The sequence below is a fragment of the Pseudomonas sp. CBS genome, assembly GCF_024734645.1.
In the GTDB taxonomy this organism is placed as follows: domain Bacteria; phylum Pseudomonadota; class Gammaproteobacteria; order Pseudomonadales; family Pseudomonadaceae; genus Aquipseudomonas.
Genome location: NZ_CP102929.1, coordinates 3,391,409 through 3,411,976, shown reverse-complemented (window position 1 = coordinate 3,411,976; position 20,568 = coordinate 3,391,409). Strand labels below are relative to the sequence as shown.

Annotated in this window: 12 protein-coding genes and 1 pseudogene; 9 read left to right on the top strand and 4 right to left on the bottom strand. The window is 62.3% G+C overall.

What is annotated here, in order from left to right; genetic code table 11:
• Positions 1–141: 141 nt before the first annotated feature.
• From NVB75_RS15465 to NVB75_RS33435, 5 genes and pseudogenes are all read left to right on the top strand, one after another.
• On the top strand, positions 142–2,301 hold the full coding sequence (locus NVB75_RS15465) for a DUF1631 domain-containing protein (protein WP_258348180.1): 2,160 nt from the start codon (positions 142–144) through the stop codon (positions 2,299–2,301).
• A 61-nt stretch (positions 2,302–2,362) separates the two neighbouring features.
• The gene (gene ampD / locus NVB75_RS15460) at positions 2,363–2,926 is read left to right on the top strand and encodes a 1,6-anhydro-N-acetylmuramyl-L-alanine amidase AmpD (RefSeq protein ID WP_258348178.1); all 564 of its coding nucleotides are present in this window, start codon (positions 2,363–2,365) and stop codon (positions 2,924–2,926) included.
• Positions 2,923–3,759: a regulatory signaling modulator protein AmpE gene (gene ampE, locus NVB75_RS15455; protein WP_258348176.1), complete on the top strand. Its 837-nt coding sequence runs from the start codon at positions 2,923–2,925 to the stop codon at positions 3,757–3,759. Before ampD ends, ampE begins: the two co-directional genes overlap by 4 nt.
• A 265-nt stretch (positions 3,760–4,024) precedes the next feature.
• Positions 4,025–5,116: pseudogene (locus tag NVB75_RS33440) on the top strand (methyl-accepting chemotaxis protein); the annotation flags it as partial.
• Positions 5,093–6,022, top strand: a complete 930-nt coding sequence (locus NVB75_RS33435) for a methyl-accepting chemotaxis protein (RefSeq protein ID WP_375378948.1) — start codon at positions 5,093–5,095, stop codon at positions 6,020–6,022. The pseudogene NVB75_RS33440 and the gene NVB75_RS33435, both read left to right, overlap by 24 nt.
• An 18-nt stretch (positions 6,023–6,040) precedes the next feature.
• Here NVB75_RS33435 and NVB75_RS15445 read toward each other — a convergent pair whose 3' ends face one another.
• Positions 6,041–6,817 (bottom strand): TatD family hydrolase, encoded by a 777-nt coding sequence (locus NVB75_RS15445; protein ID WP_258348167.1) that lies wholly within the window; start codon positions 6,815–6,817, stop codon positions 6,041–6,043.
• 5 nt (positions 6,818–6,822) lie between these two features.
• On the bottom strand, positions 6,823–7,818 hold the full coding sequence (gene cra / locus NVB75_RS15440; protein ID WP_258348165.1) for a catabolite repressor/activator: 996 nt from the start codon (positions 7,816–7,818) through the stop codon (positions 6,823–6,825).
• A gap of 293 nt (positions 7,819–8,111) precedes the next feature.
• Here cra and ptsP point away from each other — a divergent pair, with 293 nt between their 5' ends.
• The 4 genes from ptsP (at position 8,112) to NVB75_RS15420 (ending at position 15,343) form a co-directional block, all read left to right on the top strand.
• Positions 8,112–10,970, top strand: coding sequence for a phosphoenolpyruvate--protein phosphotransferase (gene ptsP / locus NVB75_RS15435; protein ID WP_258348164.1), 2,859 nt, complete (start codon positions 8,112–8,114; stop codon positions 10,968–10,970).
• Complete coding sequence (gene pfkB, locus NVB75_RS15430; protein WP_258348162.1) at positions 10,971–11,891, top strand: 1-phosphofructokinase; 921 nt, start codon at positions 10,971–10,973, stop codon at positions 11,889–11,891. It begins immediately after the preceding gene.
• An 11-nt stretch (positions 11,892–11,902) separates the two neighbouring features.
• Positions 11,903–13,615: a PTS fructose-like transporter subunit IIB gene (locus tag NVB75_RS15425; RefSeq protein ID WP_258348160.1), complete on the top strand. Its 1,713-nt coding sequence runs from the start codon at positions 11,903–11,905 to the stop codon at positions 13,613–13,615.
• A gap of 186 nt (positions 13,616–13,801) precedes the next feature.
• On the top strand, positions 13,802–15,343 hold the full coding sequence (locus tag NVB75_RS15420) for an alkaline phosphatase (RefSeq protein ID WP_258348158.1): 1,542 nt from the start codon (positions 13,802–13,804) through the stop codon (positions 15,341–15,343).
• Positions 15,344–15,492: 149 nt separating this feature from the next.
• Here NVB75_RS15420 and NVB75_RS15415 read toward each other — a convergent pair whose 3' ends face one another.
• Together NVB75_RS15415 and NVB75_RS15410 are read right to left on the bottom strand one after the other, a co-directional pair.
• Positions 15,493–18,018, bottom strand: coding sequence for a sulfite reductase flavoprotein subunit alpha (locus NVB75_RS15415; protein WP_258348156.1), 2,526 nt, complete (start codon positions 18,016–18,018; stop codon positions 15,493–15,495).
• A 136-nt stretch (positions 18,019–18,154) separates the two neighbouring features.
• Entirely contained in the window at positions 18,155–20,446 is a 2,292-nt protein-coding gene (locus tag NVB75_RS15410) for a TonB-dependent siderophore receptor (RefSeq protein ID WP_258348149.1), read from the bottom strand.
• Positions 20,447–20,568: the final 122 nt, after the last annotated feature.

Genomic DNA, 20,568 nt, shown 5'->3' with positions numbered 1-20,568 from the left:
GATAATCTCGCGCCTTGCAATTGGCGTCATAGCTTTGACGTTACAGTGATAGCCCGATTTTCGCAGTGTTTCGGGGTGCTTTGCCCCCGTTGCCGCACCGATCTTTCACACACTTGAATACCGCCGTTTCAGGAGGCCAGGATGCATAAAGACGGGAAGGTGGTGCCGATCAGTAAGGCACGGGCGACGCCGTCGCCGCTCGCCCGCCTGCCGGTGGTATTGCTCCAGGTCCGTGACAAGGCGGCGCAGCAACTCAGGCAGGGCTTGCAGGAGCTGTTTGATAACGCCGACGACACCCTGTTCGAAATGGCCGACAAGTCCCGCAGCAATGTCGACCACGGCATTTTCTTTGAGGCCATGCGTGACTTGCGCCTCAAGCGCAAGAATTTCGAGCGCGGCTTCATGGGGCAGCTTTACGAGGCGTTTGCCAATCTTGGCAACGTGGAGCGCGGTGAGCTGCAACTGATTCCGGTGGTGTCCTACGCGGCGGTGCCCGGCGTCTCCGGCGACGAGCTGGAAAAAGCCGTTGCCCTCGAGGCCATGCTGGGCAAGGTGCTGCGCCGCGATGGCCTGGCCCTTGGGCAGTTGACGGCGCGTTTGAACGCATTGCTCGACAGGCACATGGATGATCGGGACAACCCCCTGGGCCCGGCAATGCTCTGCGCGTTCTTTCTGCAAGCGGGCCGCAGCCTTGGCGTGGAAATTCGGGTCAAGCTGATCATCCTCAAACTGTTTGAAAAATACGTCCTCAGTGACGCTGATCTGTTGTACGGCGAAGCCAATCAGTTGTTGATCGCCACCGGCGTACTGCCTGAACTCAAGGCGGTACCCTCGCGGCGTGCTGTCGCTCCCGCCGATTTGCCTGAAGACACGCCGCCGATTACCGGCCGTCCAGCAGACGACAGCGAGCAGGAAGTATTCGCGGCGCTGCAAGAGTTGCTGTCCGCCGTGCGCGGCAGTGTGGCGCCCACCCTTGAGGCCAGCGCCGAGACCCAGCCAATCTCCACCCGTGACCTGCTGCGCCTGCTCTCCCATTTGCAGCAATACGTACCTGAGCCCGAGGTGGAGGATGATTTCGACCTGCGCAACCAGCTTGAACAATTGCTGACCCGGGTCAGCGTAAAGAGCGGCAAGTCGCGGGTGGTTGAGGACGCCGACGAGGACGTGATCAACCTGATCGCCATGCTCTTCGAGTTCATTCTCGATGACAGTACGGTGCCCGAGTCCCTCAAGGCCCTGATCGCCCGCCTGCAGATTCCGATGTTGAAAGTGGCGGTGCTCGACAAGAGTTTTTTCAGTCACGCCAACCACCCGGCGCGACGCCTGCTCAATGAAATCGCTGCGGCAGCCATGGGCTGGAGCCGGCGCGACGGCTATCAGCGCGACAGCTTGTACGTGCACATCGAGCAGGTGGTGCAGCGCTTGCTGAACGATTTTGTCGATGACCCGGCGATTTTTTCCCAGCTGCTGGCAGAGTTCACCGCGTTTACCCATGACGAGCGGCGCCGCAGCGAGTTACTGGAGCAACGCACCCGTGACGCGGAAGAAGGGCGTGTCCGCACCGAAATCGCCCGTCAGCGGGTGGCCGAAGCTCTCAATCTGCGGCTGTTGGGCAAAGTCTTGCCCGAGTTCGTGGTGCAGTTCCTGCAGCAGGCCTGGAGCCAGGTGCTGTTGCTGGCCTGCCTGAAGCACGGCGAACACTCGCCGCAATGGGCGGCCGGGTTGCGCACCATGGATGAGTTGATCTGGAGTGTCGGCCTGAGTGAAGACACCGAAGCGGGGCGGCACTTGCTGGAGCAGCTGCCTGAATTGCTCAAGGCCTTGCGCGACGGCTTGAGCGGCGCCGCGTTTGATCCCTTCATTACCCGGGAATTTTTCACCCAGTTGCAGACGCTGCATGTCCTGTCTTTCCGGGGCAATACCGATGGACAGTCTTCGCTGTCGCAGGTTGAAGTGCGTGAGGCATTCGTCCTCAGCCCTGCTGCACCGGCCCTTGCGGTGAGCCTGCCGGAAGATGACCCCGACCTGCTCAAGGTTCGCCAACTGCGAATCGGTTGCTGGGTCGAATTCCAGGAAGACGCTGAAAACACCCTGCGCTGCAAGCTGACGGCGATTATTGCGCCGGCCAATACCTGTATTTTTGTCAACCGCACCGGCCTCAAGGTATTGGAAAAAAGCCCGGTTGAATTGGCATTGGAGTTCAAGCGCGGCGCGGTGCGAACCCTGGATGATGCGCTGCTGTTTGACCGTGCCCTGGCCTCGGTGATTGGCAACCTGCGCCAACTTCATCGCGCCAAGTGATCGCAACCGGACAGCGGAACGCGGCATACTGAGGCACCCCAGCCTCGTTCAAGGAACCTGTATGCAGTTGGACCCCGCCAGCGGTTGGTGCCAGGGCATTCGTCATTGCCCTTCACCCAACTTCAACGAGCGCCCCGGTGGCGAGATTTCCCTGTTGGTGGTGCACAACATCAGCCTGCCACCGGCGCAATTCGCCACCGGCAAGGTGCATGAGTTTTTCCAGAATCGTCTGGATGTCACGGAACATCCCTACTTTGAAGGTATTGCCGACCTACGGGTTTCTGCGCATTTTCTGATTGAGCGTGATGGCGCGGTGACGCAATTTGTTTCGTGCCTGGACCGTGCCTGGCACGCCGGCGTATCGAGCTTCGAGGGCCGTGAAACGTGTAACGACTTTTCCCTGGGAATTGAACTGGAGGGTACCGATGACCTGCCTTTCACCGATGCTCAGTATCAATCCCTGATTGCCCTGACGCGCCAGTTGCTGGCGGTGTACACGGGCATTACCCGCCAGCGCATTTGTGGCCATAGCGATATCGCCCCGGGACGCAAAACCGATCCCGGACCCGAATTTGATTGGGCGCGCTTTCGCAGCGCCTTGCAGGATGGAGGACACGCACAATGAGTTTTCTGGTGTTGGTGTTGGCGGTATGGATCGAGAAATTCTCGGCCCTGCGCCAGCGTATACAACGTGATGGCGGTTGGCTGCGGGAGCTGGCGAAGCTGGAATCAAGCGCCAGCCTGGGCAAACGGCCATGGCTGATTCTGGCGCTGCTGGTGCTGCTGCCGGTGGCATTGCTGGCACTTTTGCTGTTGGTGCTGGAGCCGGTGGCTTATGGCCTGTTGGCGCTGCCGGTGCATTTGCTGGTGGTGATCTATAGCCTTGGCCGTGGCGATCTACTGGCCGGGTTGGGCCCGTTCCGTGATGCCTGGCGCCGGAGTGACCTGCAAGCGGCCGAACATGTGGCCGAGCGCGACTTGAGCATCAGCGCCGACAGTGGCGAGCAACTGCTGGAACGGGTCCAGGGCCATCTGTTATGGCAGGCCTACCAAAGCTTCTTCGCGGTGATTTTCTGGTACTTCCTCCTCGGGCCGGTGGCTGCCTTGGCCTACCGGTTGCTGGCGCTGGCGACCGAGCACAGTCAGAACCCGCTGGTGGCCGAGCGTGCCGGGCAATTGCGCCATGCCTTCGACTGGTTGCCGGTACGCCTGTTGGCGGCGAGTTTTGCCCTGGTGGGCAACTTTGTGGCGGTCGGCCGGGTGATGCTGCATGAGTTGCTGAGCTGGGACATCAGCGCGGCGCAACTGGTAGAAAAGGTGGGCCTGGTAGCCGCTGAAATCCCGCCGCCGGTGGCGGGGCCTGAGGGTATCAACAGCCTCGACCGTATCTGGGAATTGCTGTTGCGCGCCGCCGTGCTGTGGTACGCCGGTTTTGCCATCTGGACCGTGCTGCCCTGATCCACCCCCCTGTAGGAGCGAGCTTGCTCGCGAAAAACGCAAGGACACCGCGTGCATCCAGATAGCGCGCATTATCGTCGACGTTCTTCACGAGCCAGCTCGCTCCTACCTCGTTAACCTTAAGTTACAAACCTCCTTTTCGAATTGAGCTATACAGACAGAGCGCCAAATAGTGGCTATCTGCCGCCGCCCTGCGCCCTCGATAAAAATAAAAGAAAAAGGGAGTTCACCTGTGAAGAGCTTGCTCTATCCCGCCGTCGCGTTCATGAACCGCCTGACCTTCGGCATGAAGTTCAGCCTTATCAGCGTGCTGTTCCTGTTGCCGATGCTGGCCACCAACTATTACCTGGTGCGCGACTCCTGGCGTGAATTCCAGGGCACCCGCATCGAGCTGCAAAGCCTCGACCTGCTGGGCAGCAGCCTGGCCCTGCGCCGCGACCTGGAAACCTTGAACAACCAGGTGCAGATCAACGCAACCCTCGGCCAATCAGGCAAAGCCGGCGACATTGAAAGCAAGATCGTCGCCCTGGAAGAAAGCCTGCTGCAGCGCCTGCAAGGCTTCCACGCCCTGTCTGCCGACCCCGAGCAAGCCGCCGCCTTCGACGCCAAGCGCGATGAAATGATCGCCGCCTTCAAGGCCCAGCAACAGGAAACCTCGCTGCTGAGCAAGAGCGCGCTGATCGGCAAACTCCTCAACAAGGCGCAGATGCTCAGCCAGATCATCGCCAGCCAGTCAGGCTTGAGCCGCGACCCTCAGGGCGACCTGCGCCAACTCAGCGAACTGATCACCAGCGTCACCCCGCAAGTCACCCAAACCCTGGGCGAAGGCCGGGCAATGGGCGCTTATTCGTTGGGTCAGGGCTTTCTCAACTCTTCCTCCAGCACCCGCTTTGATGAATTGTTGCAGCAACTGGAAAAACTCCAGGCCGAATACGGCCTGAAACTGCAAGACGCCCTCGGCGCCAGCAAACCTGCCCACGCCGCGTTGGCGAGCCTGGCGGAGGCGAGCCAGGCCAGCCTCAAGCAAGGCAGTGAGTTGTTCGAAGAGCAGGTCGTCGTGGCCGAAACCCTCGACGCTCCATGGCAAGGCTTCTACGACGAAGTCAGCACGTTGATGGCCAAGACCTATCAACTCGACGAGGCCACCCTGACCTTTCTCGAGCAGCAACTGGAGCAACGCCTGTCAGAAAACCGTACGCACATGATCGGATTGGTGGCGGCCCTGGCCTCGGTGTTTTTGCTGATCTTCTATCTGTACGCCGGGTTCTACGCCTCGACCCGCACCACGTTGCGCCGACTCGGAGCGATGATGGACAAGGTGGCGGCGGGTGACATGACCGTCACCTTTATCGCCCAAAGCCGCGACGAACTGGGGGATCTGGGTCAGGTGTTCAACGCCACCGTGGCAAAAATCCACGACCTGATCGAGCGGGTAGGGCACACCGTCAACCAGGTCGAACACCAGGCCGGGCAAGTGGAGTCGGTCTCGGCCAGCAGCAACCAGGCCGTCTCCGGCCAGCGCAGCCAGATCGAGCAAGTGGCGACCGCCATGAACCAGATGTCATCCACCGCCCAGGAAGTCGCCCGCAGTGCGGCGGCGGCGGTCAGCAGCGCCCACAGCGTCAACGAAGAAACCGTCAGCGGTCGCGGGCTGGTGCAGTCCCAGCAAGGCAGTATCGCGGCGCTGGCCTCGGAGATCGATCAATCGGTGCGGGTGATTAATCAGTTGGCCGTCGACAGTCAATCCATCAGCCGCGTGCTGGAAGTGATCAAGAGCATCGCCGAACAGACCAATCTGCTGGCGCTGAATGCCGCCATCGAGGCCGCGCGTGCCGGTGAACAAGGGCGCGGTTTCGCCGTGGTGGCCGATGAGGTGCGCACCCTGGCCCGGCGTACCCAGCAGTCCACCGAGGAAATCGAGCAGATGATTGCCAAGCTCCACAGCGGCGTCGGTGCAGCTGTGAAGGCCATGGGCAGCAGCCACGAGATGGCCAATGGCACGGTGGGGCAGTCGGAAAAGGTCCAGCAGGCTCTGGAGAATATCCTCGGTGCCGTGGGAATGATCGTCGACCAGAACCAGCAGATTGCCGCTGCCGTCGAACAACAGACGGCCGTGGCACACGACATCGATCAGAACATCGTCGAGATCAACCGTGCGGGTGAGCATGCGGCGCAGGGCGCGCACCAGACCGAAGCCGCCAGCCGGCAGTTGTCCTTGCAAGTGATCGAACTTAAGCAACTGATCGGTAACTTTCGGGTGTGAGGCACCGGGGGCGGAACCCTACCAGTTGAACAGCTCGCAGGCATTGCGGCTGCTCGCCTCAGCCAACGCTGAAGGGCTGAGGCCCATGCGCTGCGCCAGGGCGACACAGATGTCCGGCAGATGTTCGGGGCTGTTGCGCTGGCCCGGGTACATGACGGGCGCCATGTCCGGCGAATCGGTCTCCAGCACCACAGCTTCCAGCGGCAGGCGGGCGATCACTTTGTGCATGCGCAGGGCTTGCGGCCACGTCGCCGCGCCGCCCAGGCCCAGTTTGAACCCGAGCTTGATGTATTCGCGGGCTTCTTCCTGGCTGCCGGCAAACGCGTGAATGATGCCGCCCCGTGGCAGGCGAATGCGCTTGAGGGTGGCGATCACAGCCGCGTGGCTGCGGCGCACATGCAGCAGCGCCGGTAGCTGGAAATCCACCGCCAGCTTCAGTTGGGCTTCAAACAGGCTTTGCTGGCGTTCACGGTCCAGCTGTTCGAGGAAGTAATCCAGGCCGATTTCGCCCACTGCGCACAGTTGCCGGTGGCCATTCAGGCGGGTCAGCCAGTCGCCCAGTTCGGTCAGGTCGGCGGGGCGATGGTCATCGAGATACACCGGGTGCAGCCCGAAGGCGGCGAATAAGTCCGCGTCGGTTTGCACCAGGTCCCACAGCCGTTGCCAATTCTGCTGATAGACCCCCAGCACCACTATCCGGCGCACGCCCAAACCGCGGCAGCGGCTCAGAACTTCAGCGCGATCAGCGTCGAAGTCCGGGAAGTCCAGGTGGGTGTGGCTGTCGATCAGCTCCACACCACTTACTCCGAGTGAATCCGCTGCTTGAACGTGCGGCCGATGGCGTGCACGCCTGGCGCGTAGTGCTGTTCTTCAACGGCCGCCAGCGCCAGGCGCAGCGCGGTGTCGGCGATCAATTGGTGCTGCTGGGCCATGGCATTCACCGGCAGCGGCAGGAAATCCAGCAATTGGGTGTCGCCAAATGTCCCCAGGCGCAGCGGGCGGGATTTGAGCGGGAAGTCATGCAGCGCATCAAACACCCCTTGCAGCAGGACGTAGGACGTTGTCACCAGCGCGTCAGGCAAATGCCCCAGGCTTTGCAGCAATTGCTCCATCAACTGTCGGCCACAGTCACGGCTGAAGGACTCGCCTTGTTCGATCAGCACTTCACCCTTGAAGTCATTCAGCGCTTCCTTGAAGCCGGCGGCACGTTCCTGGCTGATGCTCAGCTCTGGCCGCGCGCCGATCAACACGATCTGCTTGGGCAGCGGTTGCAGCAGGCTGCTGGTCAATTGCTGGCAGGCCTGGCGATCATCACTGACCACCGAGCAGAACTGCGTAGACTCCATCACCCGGTCAATGGCGATCACCGGCAAACCCTTGGCTTGCAGCTCGCGGTAGCTGTCGTCATTGGGCGGCAGGCAGCTGGCGACAAACAACGCATCGCAGCGGCGGGCGCGGAACAATTGCAGCAATTGCCGTTCACTGTTGGCGTCGTCATCGGAACTGGCGATCAGCAGTTGATAACCCCGCGCCCGGGCGCCTTGCTCCAGCAGCTTGGCGATACGTGCGTAACTGGGGTTTTCCAGGTCTGGCAGGATAAACCCCAGGGTACGGGTATGCCGGCTGCGCAGCCCGGCGGCCTGGGGGTTGGGCGTAAAGCCATGTTCTTCAACCACGGCGCGCACCCGTTCGACGGTTGCGCTGCTGATCCGTTGCTGTTCGGCCTTGCCATTGATGACGTAGCTGGCGGTGGTCACAGACACACCGGCGATGCGCGCGATATCACTGAGTTTCAAACCGGGATTTCCTTGTTTTTTAGAGCTTGCCCCGACACTTTGTCCAATCGTAACCGATTACTGCAGACGACCATTGTCGCAACTCAACAGCCGAGTGGCGCTTCAATCATGGGAAATTAACGCGTAATCTGCCATAAATTCTAGATTAAACGTTTCAGCAAGCGTATTTTTACGATTATCACGACGAACGTGGTCCTGCCAACTGACCACTCAGTCAATTTTTTCGAACGCCTTTGCACTGATTTATTCAAAATAATACCTAGTGCGCACGCCGCACTAACTAGGAGAACGGCATGCTTGAGCTCACCCACGAGCAGATATCCATGGGCCAGACGGCTGTGGATAAGTCTGCTGCCTTGCAACTGCTCGCTGAAAAACTGGTGGCCGATGGCCTGGTCGCCGAGGGTTACCTCAGTGGCTTGCAAGCGCGTGAAGCCCAAGGCTCGACCTTTCTCGGCCAAGGCATCGCCATCCCCCACGGCACCCCCGAAACCCGCGACCAGGTGTTCGCCACCGGCGTGCGCCTGCTGCAATTTCCCGACGGCGTGGATTGGGGGGATGGCCAGATCGTTTACCTGGCGATCGGCATTGCCGCCAAATCCGACGAGCACCTGCGCCTCCTGCAACTGCTGACCCGCGCCCTCGGCGAGACCGACCTGGGCCAGGCCCTGCGCCGCGCCAGTTCTGCCGAAGCCTTGCTGAAACTGCTGCAAGGTGCGCCGCAGGAGCTGGCGCTGGACGCACAGATGATCGGCCTGGGCGTGTCGGCGGACGATTTCGAAGAGCTGGTGTGGCGCGGCGCACGCCTGCTGCGCCAGGCCGATTGCGTGAGCAACGGCTTTGCCGCCGTCCTGCAACAAGTCGATGCGCTGCCCCTGGGCGATGGCCTTTGGTGGTTGCACAGCGAGCAGACGGTGAAGCGCCCGGGCCTGGCTTTTGTCACCCCGGACAAACCCATGCGTTACCTGGGCCAGCCATTGAGCGGCCTGTTTTGCCTGGCCAGCCTTGGCGAGGCCCACCAAACCTTGCTCGAACGCCTGTGTGCCTTGCTGATCGAAGGCCGCGGCCAGGAACTCGGCCGCGCCACCAGCAGCCGCGCCGTACTGGAAGTGCTCGGCGGTGAACTGCCCGCCGACTGGCCAAGCGTGCGCATCGCGCTGGCCAACGCCCACGGCCTGCATGCGCGCCCCGCGAAGATCCTCGCGCAATTGGCGAAAAGTTTTGACGGTGAAATCCGTGTGCGCATCGTGGATGGTGATGTCAGCGCAGTGTCGGTAAAAAGCCTGAGCAAGTTGCTGAGCCTTGGCGCACGGCGTGGCCAGGTGCTGGAGTTTGTCGCTGAGCCAACCATTGCCGGTGACGCCTTGCCCGCCTTGCTGGCGGCGGTAGAAGAAGGCCTCGGTGAAGAAGTCGAGCCGCTGCCAGCGGTAAGCGCCCAGCAGGTCGTCGTCGACATCGAGCCGGTGCTCAGCGCCCCGGTATCCGGCAGCCTGATCCAGGCCATCGCCGCCGCCCCCGGCATTGCGATTGGCCCGGCGCATATCCAGGTGCTGCAACCTTTCGAATACCCGCTGCGCGGTGAGTCGCCGGTGATCGAGCGCCAACGCCTGCACACGGCATTGACCGACGTGCGCCGGGATATCCAGGGCCTGATCGAGCGCAGCAAATCCAAGGCCATCCGCGAGATCTTCATCACCCACCAAGAGATGCTCGACGACCCGGAACTGACCGACGAAGTCGAGACGCGTCTCAAGCAGGGCGAAAGCGCCGAAGCCGCCTGGATGAGCGTGATCGAAGCCGCGGCCAAACAGCAGGAATCGCTGCAGGACGCCTTGCTCGCCGAGCGCGCTGCTGACCTGCGTGACATTGGCCGCCGCGTGCTGGCGCAACTGTGCGGTGTCGAAACCGCCCAGGAGCCGGACGAACCCTACATTCTGGTGATGGACGAAGTCGGCCCCTCGGACGTGGCGCGCCTGGACCCGGTGCGTGTTGCCGGCATCCTCACCGCCCGTGGCGGCGCCACCGCCCACAGCGCCATCGTCGCCCGCGCCCTGGGCATTCCCGCGCTGGTGGGGGCAGGCCCGGCGGTGTTGCTGCTGGCCTCGGGCACGCCGTTGCTGCTGGATGGCCAACGCGGTCGCCTGCATGTCGACGCCGACGCCGCCACCTTGCAGCGCGCCACCGTCGAACGCGACACCCGCGAACAACGCCTGCAAGCCGCCGCCGCGCAACGCCATGAACCGGCGCTGACCCGCGATGGCCATGCCGTCGAAGTGTTCGCCAATATCGGCGAAAGCGCCGGGGTTGCCAGCGCAGTGGAACAGGGTGCCGAAGGCATCGGCCTGTTACGCACCGAACTGATTTTCATGGCCCACAAACAAGCGCCCGACGAAGCCACCCAGGAAGCCGAATACCGCCGCGTACTCGACGGCCTCGGCGGTCGGCCACTGGTGGTGCGCACCCTCGATGTGGGCGGTGACAAACCGCTGCCTTACTGGCCGATCGCCAAGGAAGAAAACCCCTTCCTCGGCGTGCGCGGCATCCGCCTGACCCTGCAACGCCCGCAGATCATGGAAGCGCAATTGCGCGCGCTGTTGCGCTCGGCGGACAACCGTCCACTGCGCATCATGTTCCCCATGGTCGGCAGCGTGGATGAGTGGCGCCAGGCCCGGGACATGACCGAGCGCCTGCGCCTGGAAATCCCGGTGGCCGACCTGCAACTGGGGATCATGATCGAAGTGCCGTCGGCGGCGTTGCTGGCGCCGGTACTGGCCAAGGAAGTGGACTTCTTCAGCGTCGGTACCAACGACCTGACCCAGTACACCCTGGCCATCGACCGCGGCCACCCGACGCTGTCGGCCCAGGCGGATGGCCTGCACCCGGCGGTATTGCAACTGATCGATATCACCGTGCGCGCCGCCCATGCCCATGGCAAATGGGTCGGCGTTTGCGGCGAGTTGGCAGCCGACCCGTTGGCGGTTCCGGTACTGGTCGGCCTGGGTGTGGATGAGCTGAGCGTGTCTGCGCGCAGCATCCCCGAGGTCAAGGCACGGGTACGTGAATTCAGTCTGAGCGAGGCCCAGGGCCTGGCCCAAAAAGCTCTGGCGGTGGGTTCCCCCGCCGAAGTGCGTGCGCTTGTGGAGGCCGTGTAAATGGCAAGGATTTTAAGCCTGACGCTGAACCCGGCGTTGGACCTGACGGTGCGCCTGGCGCGCCTGGAACCGGGTGAGGTCAACCGCAGTGAAGCGATGATCACCCATGCTGCCGGCAAGGGCGTGAATGTCGCGCAGGTGCTGGCGGACCTTGGTCATCAGGTGAGCGTGGGCGGTTTTCTCGGTGCAGCGAACCCGCAGGCGTTCGATGCACTGATCGCTAGTCGTGGGTTTGGCGATGCGTTCATTCGCGTGCCAGGAGAAACCCGTAGCAATATCAAGATTGCCGAGCAGGATGGCCGGGTCACCGACATCAATGCACCGGGGCCGTGGGTGAGTGAGCAGGCGCAAGCTCAACTGCTGAAACTACTGGCGGTGATCGGCCCTGAATTCGATGCGGTGGTGGTCGCCGGCAGCCTGCCACGCGGCATCACCCCCCAGTGGTTCCAGGGCCTGCTGCAGCAACTGAAAAACCTCGGTTTGAAAGTCGCCCTGGACACCAGCGGCGAAGCCTTGCGAGCCGGATTGAACGCCGGCCCCTGGCTGGTCAAACCCAATACCGAAGAGCTGGCCGACGCCCTCGGTCATGCCACGGATGCTGTCAGCCAACTGCACCGGCAAGGTGTTGAGCATGTGGTGGTCTCCGACGGTGCCGCCGGTGTGAGCTGGTACAGCGCGGATACCGCGCTGCACGCCACGCCACCCAAGGTAACGGTGGCCAGTACCGTAGGCGCCGGCGACTCGCTGTTGGCCGGGATGCTTCACGGTTTGCTCAATGGCGATACGCCGGAGCAGACCCTGCGCCGCGCCACCGCCATTGCCGCGATGGCGGTCACGCAAATCGGCTTTGGCATCACCGATGAGGCACAGCTTGAGACTTTGCAGAGCGGCGTCCATGTGCGCCCGCTGACAGAACAATAAGAGGGTTGGTCATGAAGTTAGCCATTGTTACTGCCTGCCCGAACGGCATGGTCACCAGTGTGCTGTGCGCCCGCTTGCTGGACGCTGCCGCGCAGCGCCAGGGCTGGAGTACCAGCGTCGAAGTGGTAGACGTGCAACACCCGGAACGCCAATTGTCGGCGGCCACCATTGAAGCCGCCGAGTGGGTGTTGCTGGTCAGCAGCACGCCGGTGGACATGCAGCGTTTTGTTGGCAAGCGCGTATTCCGCAGCACGCCGGCCCAGGCGCTGCAGGATGTGGACGCGGTGCTGCGTCGCGGGGCTGAAGAGGCTCAGGTGCAGGAGGCTGATGCGGCACCGGCGAAAAGCACGCCGCGTATCGTCGCGATTACGGCATGCCCGACCGGCGTCGCTCACACCTTCATGGCTGCCGAAGCGTTGCAGCAAACCGCCAAGCGCCTCGGCTATGACTTGCAAGTGGAAACCCAGGGCTCGGTGGGTGCCCGCACGCCACTGAGTCCCGAGGCGATTCGTGACGCCGACGTGGTGCTGTTGGCCGCCGATATCGAAGTCGCCACCGAGCGCTTTGCCGGCAAGAAAATCTATCGCTGTGGCACCGGGATCGCGCTCAAGCAATCCGAGGCGACCCTCAACAAGGCGCTGGCCGAGGGCAAGCAGGAATCCGCCGCCAGCGGTGCGGCCGCCAAACCGGAGAAGACCGGCGTCTACAAACACTTGCTCACCGGCGTGTCGTTCATGCTGCCGATGGTGGTGGCGGGTGGTCTGTTGATCGCCCTGTCGTTTGTGTTCGGCATTCATGCTTTTGAAGAAAAAGGCACCCTGGCCGCCGCGCTGAAAACCGTCGGCGACCAGGCCTTCATGCTGATGGTGCCGCTGTTGGCGGGTTATATCGCCTACTCGATTGCCGACCGTCCGGGCCTGGCTCCCGGCATGATCGGCGGCCTGCTGGCCAGCACCTTGGGCGCGGGTTTTATTGGCGGGATTTTTGCCGGTTTCCTCGCCGGCTACTGCGTCAAATTCATCAGCCGTGCGATCCGTTTGCCCCAGAGCCTGGAAGCCCTCAAGCCGATCCTGATCATCCCGTTGCTGGCGAGCCTGTTCACGGGTCTTGCGATGATTTACCTGGTAGGGCCACCGGTGGCGAAGATGCTCACCGGCCTCACGGATTTCCTCAGCACCATGGGTACCACCAATGCTGTGCTGCTGGGCATCTTGCTGGGCGGCATGATGTGCGTCGACCTCGGTGGCCCGATCAACAAGGCGGCCTATGCGTTTTCGGTTGGCCTGCTGGCAGCGCAAAGCGGTGCACCCATGGCCGCGACCATGGCTGCCGGCATGGTGCCGCCGATTGGCATGGGCATCGCCACCTTCCTGGCGCGGCGCAAGTTCGCCCAGACCGAACGCGAAGCCGGCAAGGCTGCGTTGATTCTCGGCATGTGCTTTATCTCCGAAGGCGCCATTCCGTTTGCCGCCAAGGACCCGCTGCGGGTGATTCCGGCGAGCATCGCTGGCGGCGCGCTGACCGGTGCGCTGTCGATGTATTTCGGCTGCAAACTGATGGCGCCCCATGGCGGGTTGTTTGTGATGCTGATCCCGAATGCGATCAACCATGCGCTGCTGTACCTGCTGGCGATCGTGGCGGGCAGTTTGTTGACTGCCGTGGTGTATGCATTCCTCAAGCGCCCTGAGACCGTAGAACTTTCTGTCGCACCCGCCCAGGCATAACGCGGTTCATGTAGGAGCTGGCTTGCCTGCGATGCAGGCACCTCGGTGTATCAGCGTAACCGAGGTGATGCGATCGCAGGCAAGCCAGCTCCCACATTTGATCTTCGTTATGAATAAGGTCTGTGTCATATCCCCTTCATCCCTTCATGCTTAAGTTTCCCTTTTGCTGCTCGAGAGGGAACCTGCATGACCCACTTCAACCTCGGTCGCCGCCGTGTGATGCAAGCCGTCGGCGCGGGCCTGTTGCTGCCGGGCCTCGCGCCTGCGGTGATCGCCTCGGTCAAGGATCGCCCGCAACTCACCGACGGTGTGCAGTCCGGCGACCTGCTGGGCGACCGCGCGATGATCTGGAGCCGCAGCGACCGCCCGGCGCGGATGGTGGTGGAGTGGGACACCCGCAGTGTGTTCAGCAACCCGCGTAAATTCGTCTCGCCCCTGGCCGACAGCCGCACCGACTTCACCGCCCGTGTCGAACTCACCGGCCTGCCTGTCGACCAGGCGATTTTCTACCGTGTGCACTTCGAAGATGCCCAGACCGGTGTGGCCAGCGAGCCCTGGTTCGGCCACCTGCGCAGCGTGCCGCAGCAACGCCGGGATATCCGTTTCGTGTGGAGCGGCGACACCGTCGGCCAGGGCTTCGGCATCAACCCGGACATCGGCGGCATGCGCATCTACGAAGCCATGCGCCTGCGCCTGCCGGACTTCTTTATCCACAGCGGCGACACCATCTACGCCGACGGCCCGGTGCCCGCGCAACTGACCACCGAAGACGGACGCATCTGGCGCAACATCACCACCGAAGCCAAAAGCAAAGTCGCTGAAACCCTGAATGAATACCGTGGCAACTATCGCTACAACCTGATGGACGAAAACGTGCGTCGCTTCAATGCCGAAGTGCCGCAGATCTGGCAGTGGGACGACCACGAAGTGATCAACAACTGGTCGCCGAGCAAGCAGCTGGATGAGCGCTACAAGACCCGCGACATCAACACCCTGGTAGGCCGTGCGCGCCAGGCCTGGCTGGAATATTCACCCATGCGCCGGCAAAGCGCCGACCAGGGCGGGCGGATTTATCGCAAGCTCAGCTACGGCCCGTTGCTGGATGTCTTTGTGTTGGACATGCGCAGCTATCGCGGGCCGAACGACGACAACCTTGGTGGCGAAAAACCGTTCCTGGGGCGTGAGCAACTGGACTGGCTCAAGGGCGAATTGAAAGCCTCCCAGGCGCAATGGAAAGTCATCGCTGCGGACATGCCCATCGGCCTTGGCGTGCCCGACGGTGAGGTCAGCCCCGGGGTGCCGCGCTGGGAAGCCATCGCCAACGGTGACCCGGGCCCGGCCCAGGGACGCGAATTGGAGATCGCCGAATTGCTCGCGTTTTTGCGGGCGCAGCAGGTGCGTAATCACGTGTGGCTCACGGCGGATGTGCATTACTGCGCGGCCCATCACTACCATCCGGATCGGGCGGCGTTTCAGGATTTTGAACCGTTCTGGGAGTTTGTCGCCGGGCCACTGAATGCCGGGAGTTTCGGGCCTAATCCGCTGGATAAAACCTTTGGCCCGGAAGTGGTGTTCGAGAAGGCTCCATCCGTGCAGAACAGCTCGCCGTTTGCCGGGTTTCAGTTTTTTGGCGAAGTGCAGATTGATGGGCAGACGGCGGAGCTGACGGTGATTTTGCGGGACCTGGATGGGGTGTCGGTGTTTGAGCAGAAGCTGGCGCCAGTGTGATTGCAATGCAATCTACCTACTGAAGAAGAGCCAATGTGGGAGCGGGCTTGCTCGCGAAGGCGGTGTGTCAGTCAACAGATGTATCGACTGATCCACTGCCTTCGCGAGCAAGCCCGCTCCCACATTTTGATCGGCGTATTTTCAGGGGGTCAGTACACATCCCGGCGATAGCGGCCTTGCTCGATCAACCGCTCAACCGCCTCACTGCCCAACACCTCGTGCAGCACCTGATCCACACCCGCCGCCATACCCTGCAAACTGCCGCAGACGTAAATCGCGGCGCCATCGGCCACCCATTTACGCAGCACATCCGCCGACTCACGCAGGCGATCCTGAACGTAGATTTTCTCTGCCTGATCCCGGGAAAACGCCAGGTCCAGCATCGCCAGGTCACCGCTGGCCAGCCAGCCTTGCAGCTCGTCCTGGCAGTGGTAGTCGTGGGCGATATTGCGTTCGCCAAACAGCAGCCAGTTGCGCTGCTGACCGTCGGCAATCCGCGCCTTGAGCAAACTGCGCAACCCGGCAAGGCCGGTGCCGTTGCCCAGTAGAATCATCGGCACCGGCTCGCTCGGCAGGTGGAAACCACTGTTACGCCGCAGTCGCAGGCTGATGGTCGAGCCCAGCGGTGCATGTTCGGTCAACCAGCCGGAACCCACGCCCACGCTGCCATCGGGGTGACGTTCCTGGCGCACGATCAGCTCCAGCACGCCGTCGCTGGCAATCGACGCGATGGAGTATTCGCGCATGCTCAACGGCACCAACGCATTGACCAGGGCCTGGGCATGCAGGCCTACCAGGTGTGCGCGGTTGTCGGGTAGCTGACGACTGGCCAAAGCCTGGTCGAGGGTGTGTGCCAGGCCGTCGATCACCACACCTTCGCTGCCGGCCAGTCCCAGGCCGTCGAGGAAATGTTCGATAGCCCATGGGCAATTACGCGGCAGCACTTCTACCAGGTCACCGGCCAGCCAATCCCGTGGGGCTGGCGGGGTGAGCCCGAGCAGATAGACGCCGGAGCCGCTGCTGTCCGGATTGAGCAAGGTACGATGCTTCAGGGTCCAGTTTTCATAGGTCGCGCTGGCCCATGCTGCCGCGGGTGCATGGCCGGTCAGTTGGCCGAGTTGTTGTTGCCAGTGCAGCAACGCATCGGTGTCGCCGCTGTCGACTTCCACCGGGGCGAACAACGGGTTGCCGCCCTGGTTGGTCAGCCAGAAATGCAGGCGCCGGGCGAAGCCGCAGAAGTGTTGATACTGGCGATCACCCAAAGCCAGCACCGAATAGTTCAAGCCCTTGAGGGACAGGTCCTGGCCGAGCACGCTGCGTTCGAAACCCCGGGCGCTGTCCGGCGCTTCGCCGTCGCCGAAGGTGCTGACCACAAACAATGCATGGCTCGACTGGCGCAAATCGTCTTCGCTGACGCTGCCCAACGATTGCACCTTCACCGGCAAGCCGGCGGCCTGCAATTGGCCGGCGGTTTGCCAGGCCAGTTGCTCGGCAAAACCGCTCTGGCTGGCAAAGCCGATCAACCAGGCCGGTGCCTCGCTGTGGTTGTCCATCAGGCCCTTACGCGCATCGCGCACCTGGCGCTTTTTGCGGCGCCGATCCAGGTACAGCAGCCAGCCAGTGATAAAGAACAGCGGCATCAGCAGCGCGGTGATGGTCAGGATGATGCGGCCGGCCAGGCCGAAATAGCTGCCGGTATGCAGCGCATAGATGCTGGTGAGGATCTGTGCCTTGAAGCTTTTGCCGGCGTAGGTGTCGTGGGATTTCACCTCGCCGGTGGCCGGGTCGAGGTTGATCTGATTCAGGGCGCGGTCGTGAGGCGAGGTCTTCAACAGGTAGTAGACAGTGGCGGCTTGCCCGGCGACCGCTGGCATCCGGATGTTATAGGCGCTCAAACCAGGCCCGGCGTTGCTGTAGATGCTGCTCCAGATCGCGTCGTAATTGGCCACGGGCGCCGGGCCTTCCGGCGCCGGGCCGCGTTTGCGTACGCGTTCGTTTTGCGGGGCGTCGGACAGCAGTTTGGTCAGGCCATTGCTGTACCACTCGTAGGACCAGAACAGCCCGGTCAGCGCCGCCAATAGATAGAACAGCAGGCACCAGGTGCCGAACACCGAGTGCAGGTCCCAGTTGAAACTGCGGCCCTTTTTGCGCCAGTCGAGGGTCAGCCATGCGCGCCAGCTGGCCACCTGGCGCGGCCAGCGCAGGTACAGGCCCGAGAGGCAGAAGAACACCAGGATCAGCGTACAGGCGCCGGTGATTTGCCGGCCGGTATCGCCGATGGCGAGGAAGCGGTGCAGTTGCAGCACGAAGCCGAAGAATTCCTGGCCGACGGCGTCGCCCAGGTAGTCGCCGGTGTACGGGTCGAAGTAGCGCATCTGCCCGCGACGTTCACCGGGCGGCGGGGTGAACCAGACCTTGGCGGCGTCGGTGCTGTCGGGTTGCACCGTGAGCATCGACACCACTTTGCCTTCACGGGCCTCCAGCAGGCGCACCAGTTCAGCGGGCGGCAGTACGCCGGCCGGACGTTTTTCCACCGTCAGCACCGTCGGGTTCAGCGCCTCGATGATTTCATCCTGGAACGACACCGTCGCGCCGGTGATCCCCATCAACGCCAACACCAGCCCGGCGGTAATGCCGAAGAACCAATGCAACTGGAACAGGGTTTTCTTCAACACGTCGTACGGCCTCGTCATCAGGTTAGGTGTTTCACGGCGCGCATTATGCCGCGAGTTGTCGAGAAACATTCTTTTTTACACGCAAAAACCCCACGCATCCGATGCGTGGGGTTTTTTTGCGGTGATTTGTATCGGTTTAGAAATGGAAACTGGTGGTCAGCATCGCCGTGCGGCCCGCTGCCTGGTTGGCGAAGTGCGCCGCGAACGCCTTGTCGTAATACGTCTTGTCGGTGAGGTTTTGCACGTTCAACTGCAGGTCGACGTTCTTGGTCAGCTTGTAGCTGGCCATGGCGTCGTAGCGGGTGTAGGACGGCACGTAAACGGTGTTGCCCGCGTCGCCGTAGACCTCGTCGACATAGAAAGCGCCGCCGCCGATGGTCAGCTTTGGTGTCACGTCATAGGTGGTCCACAGGCTGAAGGTGTTCTCCGGCGTGTTGGGCATCTGGTTGCCTTTGTTGGAGCCGGCACTGACGACGCCGTTACGGCCGTTCAAGCCTGGGTCCACCAGTTCGCTTTTCAGGTAGCTGTAGCCGGCGAACACTTGCCATTGATCGGTGAGCTTGCCGCTGGCGGAAAGCTCCAGGCCGTCGACGCGGGATTCACCACCGTTCTCATAGGTCAGCGCGTCCACCAGGATGCGCGTGTTTTTCTTCTCGGTGCGGAACACCGCGGCGGTCAGGGACAGGCGGTCGTGGAACATGTCCCACTTGGTGCCCAGCTCATAGTTGACGGTCTCTTCCGGTTTCAGGTCGCTGGTGGCGGCGCCGGCGGACAGCGGGTTGCCGTCGGCGCCTTCACCTACCAGACCGCCGGCCGGCGAGGCCGAGGTGGCGTAGGAGGCATAGATGCTGCCGTTTTCCACCGGCTTCCAGACCAGGCCCGCCTGCCAGTTGAAGAACTGGCTGTCGTTCTTGATCTTGCTGCGGGCCTTGACGGTAGCGCTTGGCACCGCGTTGGTGTTGGCCACGGTGTCGAAGGTGTCGTAGCGCAGGCCGACGTTCAGCAGCCATTTCGGGTCCAGTTCGATGGTGTCGAACACGTACGCGGCGCGACTGGTGGCTTTGGTGTTGGTGCCGTTGTAGTTGCGCGCAATGCTGCTGGTCCAGGCATCGTCCGGGTTCGGGTTGCTCAACGACGTACAGCTGGGCGCGGTGCCGGGGTTGCACACTTGCGCGTTGTTGGAGTTGCCGAAGTTGTAGCCGCTGACACGGGTTTCTTCACCGGTAAATTCCAGGCCAGTGGAGTAAGAGTGCTTGAAGCCCAGGGCCTGGAAGCTGCCAAACAGGTCCGTCTGGTTGGTGGTGGTTTCGGTGGTGGACACGCGTGCGTTGGCGCGGCGCCATACGGTGCCGAACTGGCTGACATTACGCTTGCTGTCGTCCGGTTGCGTGAGGATGTAGTCCTGCCCGGTGTTGCCATGGCGCAAGGTGTTTTTCAGCGTCATGTTGTCGTTCAGGTCGTGCTCGATGGAGAACGTGCTGATGTCGGCGCGGGTCTTGCGGAAGTCGCGGCTCTTCAGGCCGTAGAAGTTATTGCTGTCACCGCCGTCGGTGGGTTTGTCATGTACGTGGGCGGTGGCGGTCGGCGAGCCGTAGCCATACGGAATCCCCGAATCCGGCAGGTCGTTGCTTTCCATGTGGTAGTAGCTGAGGTTGACGCGGGTCGGGGTGCCCAGGCCAAAGGTCAGCGACGGGGCCACGCCCCAACGGTCGTAGTTGACAGCATCACGCCCGGCGACGTTCTGTTCGTGGCTCATCAGGTTCAGGCGGAACGCCGCGCTGTCGAGGAACTGACGGTTGACGTCGAGCACATAGCGGCGGGTCTGGTCGGAGCCGTAGGTGAAACCGCCATTGGTGAAGTCCCGCGCCTGTGGCGTCTTGCTCACCAGGTTGAGGCTGCCGCCGGCCGAACCGCGGCCGCCGAAGGACGAATTGGGACCTTTGCTGACTTCGATAGACTCGATGTCGAAGATCTCGCGGCTCTGGCCGCCGGTGTCGCGTACGCCGTCGAGGTAGGTGTCGCCCTGGGCGTCAAAGCCGCGAATGAACGGACGGTCACCCTGGGGGTTGCCGCCTTCACCGGCGCCGAAGGTAATCCCCGGCACGGTGCGCAACGCGTCCTGCAACGAGGTGGCGGCGGTGTCCTTGAGGACTTGCTGCGGCACAACGGTGACCGAGCGCGGCGTGTCTACCAGCGGTGCGGTGTACTTTTGCGAAGAGGCTTTCTCGACCTGGTAGGACGTGCTGTCCTGTTCCTGGCCGGTGATGCTGGTGGCTCCCAGGGAAATGCTGTTGCGCTCGCCTTTCTGCTCGGTGTTTTCAGCCGCTTGCGCCAGTTGGGCGGCAGAGCTTGCGCTGATGGCAACGCCGATGGCCGAGGCCAGCAGACGCGGTGAACTGGCAGGTGTTTTTATCGAAGTGCGCGGCATGAAAGTGTCCTTTCCCCAAGGAGGTGAGGCCGCGGAATATAGGGAGAACAAGACTTTATATCAATTGCGATACATTACTATTCGCACTGAATTTACGTTCTTTACACTTTTTGCTTACGGTT